At 67.5% G+C, this 14879-nt stretch carries 17 protein-coding genes; 9 read left to right on the top strand and 8 right to left on the bottom strand.

The window, feature by feature from the left end:
- Positions 1 to 231, bottom strand: coding sequence for a hypothetical protein (locus tag B1729_RS14040; protein WP_163633331.1), 231 nt, complete (start codon positions 229 to 231; stop codon positions 1 to 3).
- Positions 232 to 511: 280 nt separating this feature from the next.
- On the opposite strand from B1729_RS14040, the gene B1729_RS14035 reads away from it, so the two are divergent.
- Positions 512 to 802, top strand: a complete 291-nt coding sequence (locus tag B1729_RS14035) for a hypothetical protein (RefSeq protein ID WP_163633329.1) — start codon at positions 512 to 514, stop codon at positions 800 to 802.
- Positions 803 to 898: 96 nt separating this feature from the next.
- Here B1729_RS14035 and B1729_RS14030 read toward each other — a convergent pair whose 3' ends face one another.
- The 3 genes from B1729_RS14030 to B1729_RS14020 form a co-directional block, all read right to left on the bottom strand.
- A complete protein-coding gene (locus B1729_RS14030; protein ID WP_163633327.1) occupies positions 899 to 1840 on the bottom strand; it encodes an SMP-30/gluconolactonase/LRE family protein in 942 nt (313 codons plus the stop codon).
- Between the two features lie 116 nt (positions 1841 to 1956).
- Positions 1957 to 3123, bottom strand: a complete 1167-nt coding sequence (locus B1729_RS14025; protein ID WP_163633325.1) for an MFS transporter — start codon at positions 3121 to 3123, stop codon at positions 1957 to 1959.
- Between the two features lie 229 nt (positions 3124 to 3352).
- Positions 3353 to 3712 carry a PRC-barrel domain containing protein gene (locus tag B1729_RS14020; RefSeq protein WP_163633323.1) on the bottom strand — a complete coding sequence of 120 codons (360 nt, stop codon included), beginning with the start codon at positions 3710 to 3712 and terminating at the stop codon, positions 3353 to 3355.
- A 327-nt stretch (positions 3713 to 4039) separates the two neighbouring features.
- Here B1729_RS14020 and B1729_RS14015 point away from each other — a divergent pair, with 327 nt between their 5' ends.
- Both B1729_RS14015 and B1729_RS14010 read left to right on the top strand, forming a co-directional pair.
- Positions 4040 to 5158 (top strand): glycosyltransferase, encoded by a 1119-nt coding sequence (locus B1729_RS14015; protein ID WP_163633320.1) that lies wholly within the window; start codon positions 4040 to 4042, stop codon positions 5156 to 5158.
- Positions 5155 to 6195: a glycosyltransferase gene (locus B1729_RS14010; protein WP_239539651.1), complete on the top strand. Its 1041-nt coding sequence runs from the start codon at positions 5155 to 5157 to the stop codon at positions 6193 to 6195. Before B1729_RS14015 ends, B1729_RS14010 begins: the two co-directional genes overlap by 4 nt.
- Positions 6196 to 6239: 44 nt before the next feature.
- Here the strand turns inward: B1729_RS14010 and B1729_RS14005 are convergent, their stop codons facing one another.
- Together B1729_RS14005 and B1729_RS14000 are read right to left on the bottom strand one after the other, a co-directional pair.
- Entirely contained in the window at positions 6240 to 6989 is a 750-nt protein-coding gene (locus tag B1729_RS14005) for a nucleotidyltransferase domain-containing protein (protein ID WP_204318929.1), read from the bottom strand.
- Between the two features lie 94 nt (positions 6990 to 7083).
- Positions 7084 to 7515: a methyltransferase domain-containing protein gene (locus B1729_RS14000; RefSeq protein ID WP_163618713.1), complete on the bottom strand. Its 432-nt coding sequence runs from the start codon at positions 7513 to 7515 to the stop codon at positions 7084 to 7086.
- A 207-nt stretch (positions 7516 to 7722) separates the two neighbouring features.
- Here B1729_RS14000 and B1729_RS13995 point away from each other — a divergent pair, with 207 nt between their 5' ends.
- The 6 genes from B1729_RS13995 to B1729_RS13970 all read left to right on the top strand — a co-directional run bounded on the left by B1729_RS13995 (position 7723) and on the right by B1729_RS13970 (position 12858).
- On the top strand, positions 7723 to 7941 hold the full coding sequence (locus B1729_RS13995) for a hypothetical protein (RefSeq protein WP_163618712.1): 219 nt from the start codon (positions 7723 to 7725) through the stop codon (positions 7939 to 7941).
- A gap of 436 nt (positions 7942 to 8377) precedes the next feature.
- Positions 8378 to 9466 carry a serine hydrolase domain-containing protein gene (locus B1729_RS13990; RefSeq protein ID WP_163633319.1) on the top strand — a complete coding sequence of 363 codons (1089 nt, stop codon included), beginning with the start codon at positions 8378 to 8380 and terminating at the stop codon, positions 9464 to 9466.
- 69 nt (positions 9467 to 9535) lie between these two features.
- On the top strand, positions 9536 to 9703 hold the full coding sequence (locus B1729_RS13985) for a hypothetical protein (RefSeq protein ID WP_163618710.1): 168 nt from the start codon (positions 9536 to 9538) through the stop codon (positions 9701 to 9703).
- A gap of 805 nt (positions 9704 to 10508) precedes the next feature.
- A complete protein-coding gene (locus tag B1729_RS13980; RefSeq protein WP_204318928.1) occupies positions 10509 to 11072 on the top strand; it encodes a helix-turn-helix domain-containing protein in 564 nt (187 codons plus the stop codon).
- Between the two features lie 63 nt (positions 11073 to 11135).
- Positions 11136 to 11717: a dihydrofolate reductase family protein gene (locus tag B1729_RS13975; RefSeq protein ID WP_163633317.1), complete on the top strand. Its 582-nt coding sequence runs from the start codon at positions 11136 to 11138 to the stop codon at positions 11715 to 11717.
- 202 nt (positions 11718 to 11919) lie between these two features.
- Positions 11920 to 12858 carry a hypothetical protein gene (locus B1729_RS13970; RefSeq protein WP_163633315.1) on the top strand — a complete coding sequence of 313 codons (939 nt, stop codon included), beginning with the start codon at positions 11920 to 11922 and terminating at the stop codon, positions 12856 to 12858.
- 177 nt (positions 12859 to 13035) lie between these two features.
- On the opposite strand, the gene B1729_RS13965 is transcribed toward B1729_RS13970, so the two are convergent.
- On the bottom strand, positions 13036 to 14565 hold the full coding sequence (locus B1729_RS13965) for a DUF1565 domain-containing protein (RefSeq protein WP_204260120.1): 1530 nt from the start codon (positions 14563 to 14565) through the stop codon (positions 13036 to 13038).
- 39 nt (positions 14566 to 14604) lie between these two features.
- Positions 14605 to 14879: hypothetical protein (locus B1729_RS20625; protein WP_204318927.1), on the bottom strand; the 275-nt coding region annotated here is incomplete at its 5' end.

Below are 14879 nucleotides of genomic sequence, written 5' to 3'. Positions count from 1 at the left end.
TCATTCGGCGCCGGGCTGACGGTGCCATTCCAGAAGGAGACGGCGATGCGAACCATCCAGAATCCGTCGATGATGGCGGTGCTCCATGGCTAGGGCGCGCACCGCGGTTCTCTTGGCGGCAAGCGTCGTCGCCCTCGCTGCGACGGCCGGCGCGGTCACGCCCGCCGCCGTTCCCGCGACCGCGGTCGCGATCGTCGCCTGCCAGAACAAGGTCACCGGTGTGTTGCGCATCCCACCAGATGGCGTCTGCCTCACCAAACCGAGCGTGCTCGCGGAGCGCGAGGTGCAGTGGAGCGTCTCCGGCCCGGCAGGAGCTGCGGGGCCGGCGGGCCCCGTTGGTCCGGTTGGACCCGCTGGGCCGGAAGGCGCTGTCGGGCCTGTGGGGCCTGAGGGCCCTGCCGGCCCCGAAGGGCCCCCAGGGGCGGGGGCGGCGACTCCGGGAGCCGCACATATCTATCGGCAGGGCACCACGAGCCGAGCGTACATTCCGTCGCAGGTCGACCCCTTTCCGGTGGGCTCCGTTCTCGTCCCTGCGGGCACGTACCTGGTCCGCGCCCAGGGCGAGCTCAACAACACCGAGCGCGACTATTCGAGCGCGTGCCTCGTGTCGGTCAACGGAGAGCGCACGGGACCGGTCCGGCAAATGATCAACAACGCTCGGTACTCCCCTGCTGCGTTGGACATCGAAAGGCTGGTGACCCTCAGTTCGCCTGGCCAGATCGAGATGGCGTGCTACGGCTTCGACGATGACACCTATATCGCGGACTATTCCCTTGTGGCATGGCCCGTCTTCGTGAACTGAGCGCAGCCGGAACGGAGCAGACTCGCCTGGCCATCCCGCTGTGTGGGGGCAACGTCCTCGGACCTGGGGGCCGGGCGGGCCGGGTGAACTGCCTGCTCAGAGGTCGATCACGGCGATCGCAGCCTCGTGCAGGCTGCCGAGCCAGATCCGGCCCTGGTATTCCCGGACGCCGGTGACCATGTGGTAGGAGGCCCGCTCGGTCTTCGGGTCCACGGCGACGTCGTGGATCAGCCGCCCGTCGTCGTCGTAGGCCTGGACCCGCACGGTGCGCTTCGGAGCCGGCTGCAGCCTCTGCGGCAGGCGGGTCGCGAGCCGCCGCAGCACCATCGGTCCGGTCTGCAGCCGCTCGACGAGCGAATCGCGCGGGCTGGCGATGCTGACCCAGATCAGGCCGTCGCTGCCCCTCGCGATGTTGTCGGGGTACCCCGGAAGGTCGCTGCAGAGCAGATCTCGGGCTCCGGCGTTCGGGCCGGTCAGCCACCGCCGGACGACGGTGCGGGCGCCGGTCTCGGCGACGGCGACGAAGTCCTCGGCACGTGACAGCGCGACACCGTTGGCGAAGGCGAGTCCGTCGAGCACCACGGTGACGGTGCCGTCGACGTCGAGGCGCAGCAGCCGCCCGGTGCGGGTGTTCTGAACGAAGTCCGACTTCCAGTCGTCGACCCCGAACTTGGTGGAGGAGTCGCTGAACCAGACCGTGCCATCTGAGGCGATCGCGGCGTTGTTGCAGAACCGCATCGGGTGGCCGTCCACGTCGCGGGCGATCGCCTCGACGCCGCCGGTGCGGACGTCGATGCGGAGGAGCCCGCGGCGCGCGTCGCAGACCAGCAGCCGACCGTCGAGATCGAGCTCCAGGCCGAGCGGCCGACCCTGGGTTCCGGCGATCCGGTCGACCTTCGCGCCGTCGTGACTGACCCGGAACACCGACCCGTCGGCCGTTCCGGTGAAGACGGCGCCCTCGTCGGCGCCGTGATCGCAGACCACGACATCCTCAGCGCCGTAGCCCGGGACCGGGTGGGTGGTGAGGGTGGGCGTCATGAGGAAGTGCTCGCGCTGTCGACGAGCGGGCTGCGCGCGGAAGGCTGCATGCTGTCAACGTAGCGCGGCCGAGTGTGTGACGAAGTGGCGGTGGCAGCTGTTTCGGGCTGCGTACTTCAGTGATCGCGACGTCCGGGCCTGGTGCCTTCCGCTTGTGCGGCGGTGGCGAGCGGATCGGCGCCGCGCACCAGCCCCGCGAGCACCAGAGCCACCGCGGGCACGACGAGGCAGACCGCGATCGCGACCCGTAGTCCAGCCCATTCGGCGATGACCCCCACGATCAACGGTGAGGCGAGAAGGCCCAGTCGCATCACGGTGGCTGCGGCGGCGAGGCCCGTGCCTGCATCGAGTCCGGGGGCGCGGTCGGCGGCGTCCATGGCAAGCGGAATCATGGGGGCGATGCCGAGCCCGAGGAGGCCGAGTCCGACGGCGACGACCCACGTGTGCGGTGCAGCCACGGCGACGACCAGTCCGACGAACGCGGCCACGGAGCCGACGCGAAGAGTGCCGACCGCGCCGATCCGGTTCACGAGTGCATCAGAGAGGAACCTGCCGAGTGTGAGAGCGCCCATCAACGCGACGAACGGGATCGCTGCTTCGGCGGAAGTGGCGCCGGTCTCGGCGGCGACGAAGACGCCTCCCCATGTCGAGCCGAGATCTTCGAGGAACGCACCGATGGCGGCGAGAGCGCATGCCGCGATGAGAATGGCACTGAACCGACCACGCCGATGAGGCTCGGCCCGCACCCCCGGCGTTGGAGGCGTCGTGTGCAGTCGCACGAGCGGGAGTGCGCAAAGACTGCCGACGACGATGATGACTCCCATGGCGGGCAGATGGATGCCGATGGGAATCGCGAACTGCAACGCCATTGCTCCGAGCATGGCCCCGGCGATCGCTCCCGCACTCCATGCACCGTGCAACCCGTTGATGATGGATCGGCCCATCAGTCGCTGAATGGCAAGACCATGCGCGTTGTTCCCGACGTCGCCCGTGGCATCCCCGAACCCGATCGCGAAGAGAACGGCCCCGAGCATGACCGGTCCGTCGGCGAAGCCGGCCACCATGAGCAGGACGCCGAGAATCACGGATGACGTCACAGCGACGGGTACCGCACCGAGTCGAGCCACCAGCCGGCCCGCGAAGATGCTGCCCACGACAGAACCCACCGGGCCGCATGCCACCATGAGGCCGAACGTCAACTCACTGAGATCGAACCGGTCCTTCAGCTCCGGATAGCGGGTCACGATCGTCGCGAACACCAACGCATTCGCGATGAAAAGCATCGCTACTCCGTGTCGCGCAGCCGACACGCGCGGAAGGGCCACCGGAGAGTTCATCATCGGCCACCCTAGCGGCCTGCCCGCCACCGCTCCCGCCGGGCGGGGTGGCTCGGTCGACGTTCGCTCGCGCACGAAGATGTGCCGCCCCACACCCGTGAACGGGCATGAGGCGGCACAGTCCTTCTCCGCTGACTACGTGGGTGCCCGGCCGCTGCCTGGCACCCATGCCGGGTCAGCGGTAGAAGTCGCCGTAGTAGGTGTCGAGACGGCCACGGTAGTCGTCATCCATACCCGTGGTGGTCTGATCCCACTCTGGAGAGTTCTTGATCTGGTCCTTGGTGAGGTCGACGTAGACCTTCTCGTCGGCGTCGTCCACGCGCTGGACGGTTCCAGCGGGCAGAACGACCTTGCGGCCGAAGATCCACGGCCCGGTGTCGACGACCAGACGGCTGCTGCCGGCGTCGTCGCTGGCCTCATCGATTTTGCCGATGTCGCCATCGGTGGCGTGGACGTGGTAGCCCACCAGATTGCGTGCGCCGGCACCACGGTTGGCGGATTGACGGTAGTCCCACGCGTCCCAGTTTGAGGACATGACTGCTCCTTTGTCTTCATGGGTGTGTGAATTCGGAGCTCGACCCGGGTTGGTGTCGCTCCAACATCCACGCTAGGAAACGGCTCGCGGTCACGGGACCCCCTAGCCAAATCGAGCGGAAAAGCGTAGAGGCGAACGGCGGCCCAGCACCCCGCTGCGGTCCGCAAGACGACGTGAAGCGGTTGTCAAGCCCCCGCCGCCGCGGAGAGAACCGCTTTACCGTGCTGATCACCTCGCTACCCGAAATGTCCACCGAGACGTCGTCGCCCGCCATGGGAACCCTCGCCGCACGATGCGCGCCCGCGCATCGTTTGGGGAGGAAGAGAAATGCGATTCGGATTCTTGTCGACATACCCGCCGACCAGATGCGGCCTCGCCACATTCACACGCTCACTCGCCTTCGCGCTGATCGACCCGCGTTCCGCCTCGGCGTCTGTGGTTCGTGTGCTCGATCCGGACGAGAAGATGGCTTCGCCGGCCGAGGCGGGCGTGCGCATCGTGTCCGCGCTGCGGCCGGGGGACGCCGGCAGCAGGGCCGAGGCAGCGCGAGCACTGAACCGATGCGACGCCGCCATCGTGCAGCACGAATACGGGATCTACGGCGGCGCCGACGGCGACGAAGTCCTCGCCGTCCTCGAGGCGCTGCGGGTGCCCGTCATCACGGTGCTGCACACCGTCTTACCCCGGCCGAGCAGCGGACAGAGGCGGGTGCTCGAGGCTGCCGTGGAGCTTTCGACGGCCGCCGTGGTCATGACGGAGCATGCCCGGGAGACTCTCCTGGCACACTTCCGCGTCAGCCCGGAGGATGTGTACGTCATCCCGCACGGCGCCACCGCACTGCCGCGGCACTCCGCACATCGCCGGGGCGCATCACCGACGGTCCTGACGTGGGGCCTCATCGCGCCGGGCAAGGGACTGGAGCGCGGGATCCGCGCTTTCGCCTGGCTCCGCGAACGCGGTGTCGACGCGACGTACGTCATCGCGGGGCAGACCCATCCGAAGGTCCTCGCGCACAGCGGCGAGGCCTATCGCGAATCGCTGATCGGGCTCGCCCGCGACCTGGGCGTCGAGGCATCCGTCCGCTTCGTCAACACATACCTCTCATCGGATGATCTCGCGGCGCTCCTCGGTGCCGCCGACGCCGTCCTGCTCCCCTACGACTCCAAGGATCAGGCGACGTCCGGCGTCCTCGCCGAGGCGCTCGCGGCGGGAGTGCCGATTGTGGCGACCGCGTTCCCGCACGCCGTCGAGACGCTGACCGGGTCGGCGGGCATCGCCGTGCCGCATGACGATCTGGACGCGATGACATCGAGCCTCGAACGGATGCTGGCGCTCGGGGAGGATCGCCGCGCGTCACGGCGGGGCGGCTCCGGGCCGACGTGGTCCGAGGTCGCCGAGCTCTACCTCGACCTGGCCGAACGGCTTCGAGCGGAGCGCGCGGCGTGATTGCGACAGAGCTCCCCCTCGCCCACCTGCGGGGGATGACCGACGAGCACGGCCTCTTCGAGCATGCGATGGGCGACGTGCCTCGCAGAGAGCTGGGCTACTGCGTCGACGATGTCGCCCGTGGGCTCGCCGTCGCAGCGCGGGAGGACGGACGATCGGACGCCGCGGCCGCCCTGACGGACTGCTACCTGCGCGTCGTGGAGGCAGCCGTGGCGGAGGACGGGCGCGCGCACAACCGCATGAACGCCCAGGGCGAGTGGACCGACGTGCCCGGAACCGGCGACTGGTGGGGCCGCGCCCTGTGGGGGCTCGGGGTGGCGGCGCGGTGCTCGAGCCGCACCTCGGTCAGGGAGCGGGCCGCGGCGGCCTTCCAGCGGGCGGCGCAGGCCCGCTCCCCGTGGCTGCGCGCGCGCTGCTTCGCTGCACTCGGCGCGGCCGAAGTGGCGGCCCACGACGGGGCGGATGGCGCTGCCCTCGCTCTGCTCCGCAGCGCCGCGCTCGCCACCAGCGGGCACCGGCCGGGTGCCTCGGGATGGCTATGGCTCGAGCCGCGGCTGCGCTACGCCAACGCCGTGGTTCCGGAGGCGCTCATCGCCGCTGGTCGCGGGCTGGGCGACGACCGGCTCGTCGCACGCGGAACAGACCTGCTCCGTGTCCTGATCTCGATCGAGACGGCACCCGACGGCCATCTGTCGCTGACCCCGGTCGGCGGACGCGGACCGGGCGATCCCCACCCGGCATTCGATCAACAGCCGATCGAAGCGGCGAGCCTCGCGCAGGCGTGCGTGCAGGCATTCGACGCGACCCGGGACGACAGTTGGCTGACACCGCTGCAGGCAGCGTGGGACTGGTTCGAGGGCGCCAACGACATCGGCGTCCCGCTCTTCGATCCGGTCTCAGGTGCCGGGTACGACGGCCTCACACCAACGGGCCGCAACGACAACCGCGGCGCCGAGTCCACGCTCGCGGCTCTCGCTACGCTGCAGTGCCTCCACCGCGCCACGGCCTCGGCCTCGGTTCAAGGCGCTTCCGCGTGAGCAAGGCTTCCACGCGGTCACCTCGCCACCCCGCGCGTCGTCTGTCAGCCCGCCGGTCCGCGGAGTTCCACGAACGCGGGTTCCAGTCGGGCGGCCCGGCTCGAGTCGATGTGGGCGACCTCGCGCAGGAGGTGTTCGGTCAGCAGTAGGCGGGCCGCTTCGAGTTCGTGTGTCGTGAGGTTCGAGACGCGTGTCGCCTCGAGCTGCTCGAGCTCGTCACGAGGAAGGGCGTCCACCTCGCGCCCGTGCCATGAGGTCAACCCGGCCCTGCAGCACTTCAAGTCGATGACCCGGTTCCTGAGTTCGTCGATCATCATGGCGGCCTGCCACAACTTTCCTCGCGCGATGGCGGAGCGCGCGTGGATGGCGTACAGCCATCCCATTCCGATGGCCGTGTCGGTGTTCGGTGGGCTGGGGGTCGTCGGCGTGTTCGGAGTGCCGAACAGCAGATGGAACGCCGGCTCGGTGGCACGGAACTGATCGTGCGGCCAGAACGACACGTCGATCTGCAGCGAGCTGCGCAACATAAACACGCGGTACCGGACACCGACGGCAAACACGTCCAGCGTGTCGGCGACCCCGAATCTCTTGTCGATCGCGTCGGTCCAGTCGTCCACGACCGTCGGCTCGTCCGCTGCGGGGTTCAACTGGAGAAGCAGGTCGATGTCGGACCACGCGTCCTCCGTGCCCCGAGCTGCCGAACCCGCCAGCGCCGCACCACCCACCCGCGGGTCTTCCCTGGCGAGCGTGATCAACTCTGTACGGATCTCGGTTCGCTCGGCGACGGAGAACATGTCACCAAGATCCCACAACCCGGCGCCGCCATGTGGGGGCCCGGTCCCGGTCGGCAACCGTGCGCCGGGTACGAGTGAAGGGGTCTGTGCGTGCCTACGGGTGCAGTTCAATGATGTTCAGCGGCGCCCCGGTGTCCACATAGAGGCGCGCACCCGGTACCGTCGCGTTGCGGAGTCGGGTGAGGGCATCGGCGTACTGACGGGGATGCCGCCCGTCGAGTACTCCTACCCGGCATGCGAAGGCGATGTCGAACCGCGGCTCACTGCGAGGCAGCTCCAGGTGCTCGACGCCGGCGCGGTGCACGCCGATCGTGCCGCGCTCGATCTCGGCGCTGCAATTCTTCTCGGTGAGCGCGATTCCCTTCGCCGAGCGATCGACGACGAGCACGTAGCCGGAAGGGCCGACTATGGCGGCGACGGCTCGCGCCGCGGCACCCGGGGCGCCGCCGATCTCGAGCACGCGCATTCCTGCTCGCAGCGGCAGTGCGTCGACGACAGCTCGCAGTCGAGGTGAGAGCTCACTCACTGCGTTTTCGTCCAAGCGGAGGATCGAAGAAGCGCCATGCTTCGATCTTCTTCGTGTCGGCATCGCTGTCACAAGCGCTGCCAGTCCTCATCCCCGGGGCTCGGTGGCGAATCTTGGAGGCGCCGAAGTGCATCCGAATCGACGCGGGCGGGAGAACTACCTCATAGCGGGTGAACAGGTACCCGCCAAACAGGAGGGGAAAGTCCAATGAAGCGCATTCTCGCTACCGGAGCGATCGTCGTGCTCGCCGTCTTCGGCGTCGCCGGCACCGCCAGCGCTGCGCCCGCTGACGCTGCGTGCTTCGGCCAGGTGCACAAGACGATCAACACCGAAGGGGCCCTCGGGTTCACCGGCGTCGGAGAGGTCGTCCAGGCCGTCGGCGGCCAGGCCAAGAACGACACTGCGAGGGGCATCTGCGGCGACTGAAGCCCTGAGCTTCTCCGCACCGTCGTCGGCGGCTCGGACGCATGGACGTCCGAGCCGCCTACTCGTCCTGGACATTCACGGAGGCTCCGGCATCCGACCTGATGACGCTCGGAAGTCAGGGCCGCCTGTGCAGTCGAAACGAACGCGGGGGCGACGAGGCACGGATGCGGGTGCCTCAGTGGTCGCGCCCCCGTCTCGGCTGGACGGGGTCAATCGCCGAAGTGGGTTTCCGGCAAGAGGCCCGCCCCGGGACGTGTCGGAACACCCTGCGGCGGCCGAGCCATCACCGGTCTGGTGGCCCCGGTGAAAGTGGGGCATTCTGGAGCCAGCATCGCGTCGGTGCCCAGAGTCGGCAGGCCCGACTCGTAGGCGACCGCGTTGCTCGCCACGCTTGCTCGACGGCCCTCGATTGCCGTGGCGGTCTGCCAAGAGGGTCTTGTCACCGGAGGCGGCAATGTGGCTGTCCCGTATCGCGCATGTCGCCATCCCCGTCCTGCTGCTCGCGGCGATTTCTGGTTGCGCCGCCGACCCGGTCGACGCCAAGCGCACGGCGAGCACTGCGATTCTCGAGGCGGGCGTTCCCGACGACGCACCGGGATGCTCCGCGGCCATCGCCGTCGACGGTGAGGTTGTGTGGGCTGAGGCCCGCGGGCTCGCGAACCTTGCTACGGACACGGATTTTGAGAGGTCCACCCCGATTCACATCGGCTCGGTGGGTAAGCAGTTCACCGCGATCGCGGTGCTCATGCTCGCCGACAGAGGCGAACTGTCTCTGGAACATTCACCGGCCGTCTATCTGGACGGGCTGCCGGAATGGGTGCAACAACTGACGCTGAACGACCTGTTGCACCACACCTCTGGGATCGAGGACGTGCTGTCATTGCCCCCGAGCATGTTCGGCACGCCGCCGCTGACGAACGTCGACGCCCTCGAGTTCGTGAGAACCAGTCCCCTCGCCCATCCCGGCACCCCGGGCGAGTTCGACTACTCGAATACGAACTACGCGCTGCTCGCAGATATCGTCACCGCGGTCACCGACACGGAGTTCACCGCGTGGATGGAGACGAATGTCTTCGCGCCGTTGGATCTCGAGGCGAGGATCGGGCCGCCGATTGCCTCTGATCCCATGGGCTACGAGGGGGATGCGAGCGCCGAGTTCGCCGAGGTGGAGGCGTGGCCGTGGGTGCTGAACGGAGCTGGCTTCGTCACGATGACGGTGTCGGACCTGGTCCGCTGGGGTGAGCAGCTGCGTGAGCCGTCATTGGTGAGCGCAGAGACGCTGGCAGATGCCCTGAGCAACGGGGCACCTCTGGACGATGGATCCACCTACGGGCCGGGCCTCTTCGTCTTCCCCGATGGCTCACTCGGCCATCCCGGAGACGGAGCAGGTCTCTACACGGCGTTCGGCGTCAGCGCAGACCGGCAGACCACGGGCGCCATCGCGTGCAACCAGGACGGGATCGATATGGACGGTATGGCCGACGACCTCGTCGGAATATGGTTCACCGAGCGACCGGATCAATGAGCCGTCACCGACCCACTGCCGCCAACGCTCAGCGGAACGCAACCAATGCGGACGACGGAAGGATTCCCCGTGTCCACCTACGACGAACAACCCGCTCCGTCTCACATTCCTGCTCCTGGCGAGTCGAGCATCCCGGAACTCGAGGTCGATGAGACCGTCGCCCCGCGGCCAGAGGAGGAACTGGCAGACCTCATGCGCGCGCAACCCGATGTCAAAGACCACACGCGCCCGGACTGACCGACTTCCCAGCGACGCGACGATCGCCGGTCCGTTCAGAGCGTTGCGGCAGCAAGCGTGAGGACCTCACGCGCCCGAAACGCGGTCCTTGGCACGCTACGGCGGCCCTCTCAGACCGCATCGACGATGCGGATACCGGTGTCGATCCCGCAGGAGCGAGTCGGGCCGGGCGAGGCTGATCCAACTGCCGTCGACGACCGGTGCGGCGTCGATGTGCCAGATTCCGAAGTCGGCTCGCGGCGCCGGCCATGCGTAGGTTTCTGCGGGGGCAGGGACGATGTTGTGCACAGCCCCGAAGTAGACGGGCCGTACGGTCGAGGCCGGTGACCGCCTGGGCCAGATCCACGATGGCTGCGGATCCATCGACGTCGCCCTGCCTTGTGGCGCGGGTGGGTAGATCGAGTTGGCAGCGATACGACCTACTCGAGTGCGCGAGCAGCTGCTCGAAGGAAGAGTGCTGTCACGATCTCTCAGAGCCGAGCCTTTGCGGCGGCGCGCGATGCAGACGGGCCGTCCGCGATGATGTCAGCGTGGAGTATATGTCCAGGGTGCCCGGTCCGCCGCTCGACGGGCTGATCGACGACCTCTACTACCTGGAGGGCGCCCCGCCGTACTCCCGGTTCGTCCTGCCGGCGGCGCCCGCGCCTTTGCTCATCGTCAACCTCGGGGCGCCGTTTCTCATCCGCACCGGCAGCGACGAAGAGGCCGTGGAGTACACCGACGGCTGCGCGGTCACCACGCCCACCCGTGCGTGGGAGTTCGGCTATCCGACCCCGACGCGGTCCGTGGGCGTCCACTTCAGGCCGTGGGGCTGGCACCGTTCCTTCCGATGCCCGCGGCCGAGTTGTGCGACCGACCGGCGACGGTGCAGCAGATCTGGGGCCATCCCGCCACGGCTGAGTTGCGCCGCCGCCTGGCCTCGGCGGACGCACCGCGCGAAATGCTGATGATGCTCGAGGAGGAACTGGTGCGACGGCTGCGCGTGATCAACGGCCTGGACATCGTCCGCCACCTGAGCAGCGCCATCGCGGAGACCGGCGGAGCGGTGCCGATCAGCGACCTCGGCGTGGCCGCCCGCGCCAGCAGCACGTACTTGGCGAAGCGGTTCAAGGAGGTCATCGGCGTCACGCCGAAGCGGCTGGCGCGCAGCTACCGGTTCACCACCACCGTGCTGGCGATCAACGTGGCCGCACCTATCGACTGGGGTGATGTGGCCGCTGGCGCAGGCTACTTCGACCAGGCCCACTTCGTCCACGAGTTCCGGGAGTTCACGGGGCTCACGCCGACCCGCTATGTCGAAGTGCGGCAACGCTTCCTACGCGAACATCCCGACCACGCGCTGGATGGCTGGCCGCTTCCAGCCGATTGATTTCTTACAAGAGCGCCCACTCACGACACCCGAGACTTGGAAGGCCGAACAGAGGAGGAACCCATGGGGAAAGTAGTCATGAATGCGTCTGTCTCGGTGGACGGCTTCATTGCTGCGGATAACGACGATCCCGGTCCACTGTTCGAATGGTTGGTCAGCGGTGACGTGCCGTTGGACGACAGTGGCGTACTGAACGTGTCGCAAACGTCGTACGACCACATCCGGCCGTACTGGGACCAAGTCGGGGTGACAATCACCGGCCGCCACAGCTTCGACATCACGGACGGCTGGGACGGAGAGCCTCCGAGTGGGATCGACCACGTGGTCGTCGTGACACACCGGCCGGCACCCGAGGACTGGGACCCCGATGCGCCGTTTCACTTCATCCACGGCATCGAGGCGGCCGTGACCAAGGCGCGGGAGCTCGCGGGTGACCGCACTGTCGAGGTCGCCGCTGGCGACGTCGGCGGCCAGGTGCTCGCCGCAGGTTTGGTCGACGAGGTGCGCATGGACGTCGCACCCGTCGTGCTCGGGTCCGGCAAGCGCTACTTCGGCTCCGTCGACTCGCAGCACCTGCTCGAAGACCCAGACGTAGTTGTTCAGGGCAACCGGGTGCTTCACCTGCGCTATCGGGTGCGCCGTTGACTATAAACGTCTGCGCCGATGAGCCACGCTTTGGCGTCGGAGCGCTCGCACGTCCGGCGATGCTCATGGAACGGTCCCGTGGGATCTCCACACCGCGGCAGCGCGGGAGCGGCCCCATCGTCAAGCAGATGCCGTCATGGCGACGTCGTGCTTCGTCCGGCTCCCCCTTTCAGGGTGTCGTGCCCGGGCGGATAATCAAGGCATGGATGCGCCGCGGGGGTCGGCCGACTTCGAGCAATCGGACGAGCTGCAGCGCCTCCGACGGCGCGCCTACGGACCGAATGCCGACATCACGGGTGATTCGGGGGCTCAGGCTCGACTTTCCGAACTGGAGGCCGCCGAACGTCGAGGGCGGACTCCCGTCGTTGATGCTGCCGCAGCGCTCCCAGCCCCTGTCTCGGAACGCGCCCCGGTCCCTGAGCCTCTCGAAGGGTCGCGCCCCGCGTCGACATCGGTGCCGCAGCCTGTCCATGGGGCGTCCGCCGAGCATGAGGCTGACGGAGGGTCGATCACCGGGCAAGACCCCGCCGGGGTTCCGACCGCCGATTCCGAACCGATCGACGAAGCCCGCTCGGCACCGTGGTGGCGCCGCCGCCGCTTGCTGCCCTGGGTCATCGCCGCGGTGGCGGTGCTGGCCACAGCCATCGGCATCGGTGTCTTCGTCGTCGGTGAGTCGGACCAGCCCGAACCGGTCGCACAACTCACTCCGCAGGGCCAACCCGCAAATGCGTCCATTCCTGTCGACGATGACGTCCCGGTGAGGTATGACCTGACCGTCGCGGACTTCGTCTCGTACGGCTCGTACGGGCCGCTGCAGATATGGAGCACGACGAAGCTGGAGAATCAGCGATGCCTTGCCGTGGTCGTGGAAAATCACATCTCGGTGTTCGAGTGCACGGCGCCTTCTGTCGACACCATCGCCGATTACAACATCGAACCCAACGAGCTCCCACCCGCGCCGTCAGGTGAGCTGTCGCCATACGTCCGATTCATCCTCCACGATGGGGTCGTCGACGTTTACCGGCCGAAAGAGGAGGGCGAATTCTACGGATCCAGTCCGGCCACGCTACAACGCCAGAACTCGGTGCTCACTCAGTCCTCACTCCGTACGAACACGCATGCCCAGCCAGGATCCCCTTAAGCGAACTGCTCGTTGAACAGGCCTTCGGCGTACCACGAGCTCCCAGTAAATCGTGGAGCTCGTACATGCGATCACGCTCGGCGGGGGTCTTCGAGATCCTGGTGGAAGCGGGTGGTGGCCTCCGTGTTCGAGGGAAGCCACCACCCGATCATGCCCCCAGTTGGTGCTGGCCGCTGCCTACGTCAGCGCGGCCGCCACCAGGGTGAGGGTGTCGACGGCGTAGTCGTTGATCTGGTCACTCGGGGCGTCACTGAGGGCCTTCACGAACTGCTCTGGCCGGTGCCGCTGCAGCTCGAGCTGCAGTTGCTCGTTGAGCTGGGCGCTGGAGATGTCGCCCGACTGCGTATACGTGATAACGAGTTCGCTGAGCGTGGCGTACGGGTCATTCGCGTTGGCGAGGTATCCCAGGTCGTTCTCGTCCGCGGCTGTTCCCGCGACCGGCTTGAAGTAGGTGACCTCGGGCAGGCTGCCGTCCGCGCGCCGCGCCGCGGTCAGCTGCCTGCTGTCGACGCTGACGAAGTCGTCGTCGGTCAGCGTCAGGCCCTCCCCGATCGTCCAGGAGTTGTTCGTCTCGTTCTCGGGCGTGGTGTCGTTGTTCGAAGTCGTCCGGCCCTCGTAGGCGAGGTTGCCGTGCAGCACCTCCCGGAATCCGGCGATGTCGTCCGGGCTCGTCGGGCTCACGCGCTCGAGCATGTTGTAGTTCGCGCCGTATCCGGGATCGGTCGCCGTGTTGTTGATCCAGTACGCCGCCTGCCCGGGCTGGTGATTCGCATAGAAATTGTTCCCGCCGTTGTCAACGGCCAGCGAGTCGATCACGGTGTGCACGGGAATCGGATCGGGTAGGCCCGTCGTGCGGTACGCGTATCCGCCGACCTTGAAACCGTTCTTGTCGCCGACGCCGTCCTGGTTGCCGTGGTGGTCGAACGCCCAGTCGCCGACGTGCGCGACGCGCCCTACCGAGGAGATGCTGTCGAAACCGTCGTCGCTGTTGTTCCAGGCGCGAGAGTTGATGAACCACACGTTCTTCGCGTGCGCGCCGAAGCCGTCCGTGTTCGAGGCTGCGGTCGCAGTCGGGCCGACGTTGTCGTACGCGTCGGAGTCGACCACGGCACCGGTGCCGTCGATCGTGTAGTAGAAGCCGGATGCCTCATTGCCGTAGGCGGCCATGTTCACGAAGTTGGCGCCGCCGGCGATGCGGAACGCCTCCGACTGCTTCTGATTGCCCACCTTCACGCCCGTCACATCGAAGCCCACGAAGTTGACGTCGGTCACAGCGGTCTCGATGTAGAAGGCCGCCACGCGCTGGTCGGTGGGCACGTTGCTGAAGTCGAACACCGGACGCGAGTCACCGGGGTAGGCCATGTAGGTGATCCCGCTCTTGGAGATGGGATTGACGTAGTGATAGACGCTTTCGTGCGGGTTGTCTGTCTCGGTGATCTCGAACTCGTCGTACAGCCCGCCGCGGATATACACGACATCACCGGCGGATGCCGCCTCCTGCGCCCGAAGTAGCGTCCTGAACGGCGCGCCTTTCGAGCCCGGGTCGGTGTCGCTACCTGTCGGGGACACATAGTACTTGCGGCCGTCCTCGCCGACGCTGCCGCTCAGCACGTCAAGCACCGACCGCATTGATGCCTCGGCCGGCTGCTGGGTGTCCGCGTGGGCGGCGCCGCCTGACAGGACGAGTCCGATGACGCAGGCACTCATGATGGCTGTTCGAGTAAAGGCTTTCATTGAGCTTCTCTCTCATTTCTGGTGCTGCCACAGCATTGTGACGAAGTGCATCGGCAGTGAGGCACCCGGTTGATGGAACGATTCAAGCAAAGGGAAAGCGTTTTCACAACCATCCTCCCTCGCACTCAGGCTGATCATCGCTGTCTGGCGATCGCCCGCGATGCGCCTGGTCCTCGCACTTCTGACGGCTGTGTCGGCGGCATACCTGTACTGGCAGTCGCGGTCACGCCACTCGCTGCCCTCGGTGTCATCGCCCTCTTCACATGAGGGTCGTTCATCGTGCCGCG

Origin of the sequence: Microbacterium sp. B35-04 (assembly GCF_010634885.1) — a bacterium.
In the GTDB taxonomy this organism is placed as follows: Bacteria; Actinomycetota; Actinomycetes; order Actinomycetales; family Microbacteriaceae; genus Microbacterium.
The sequence above is the reverse complement of the archived record's forward strand: the minus strand, read 5'-3'. Positions and strand labels throughout refer to the sequence as shown.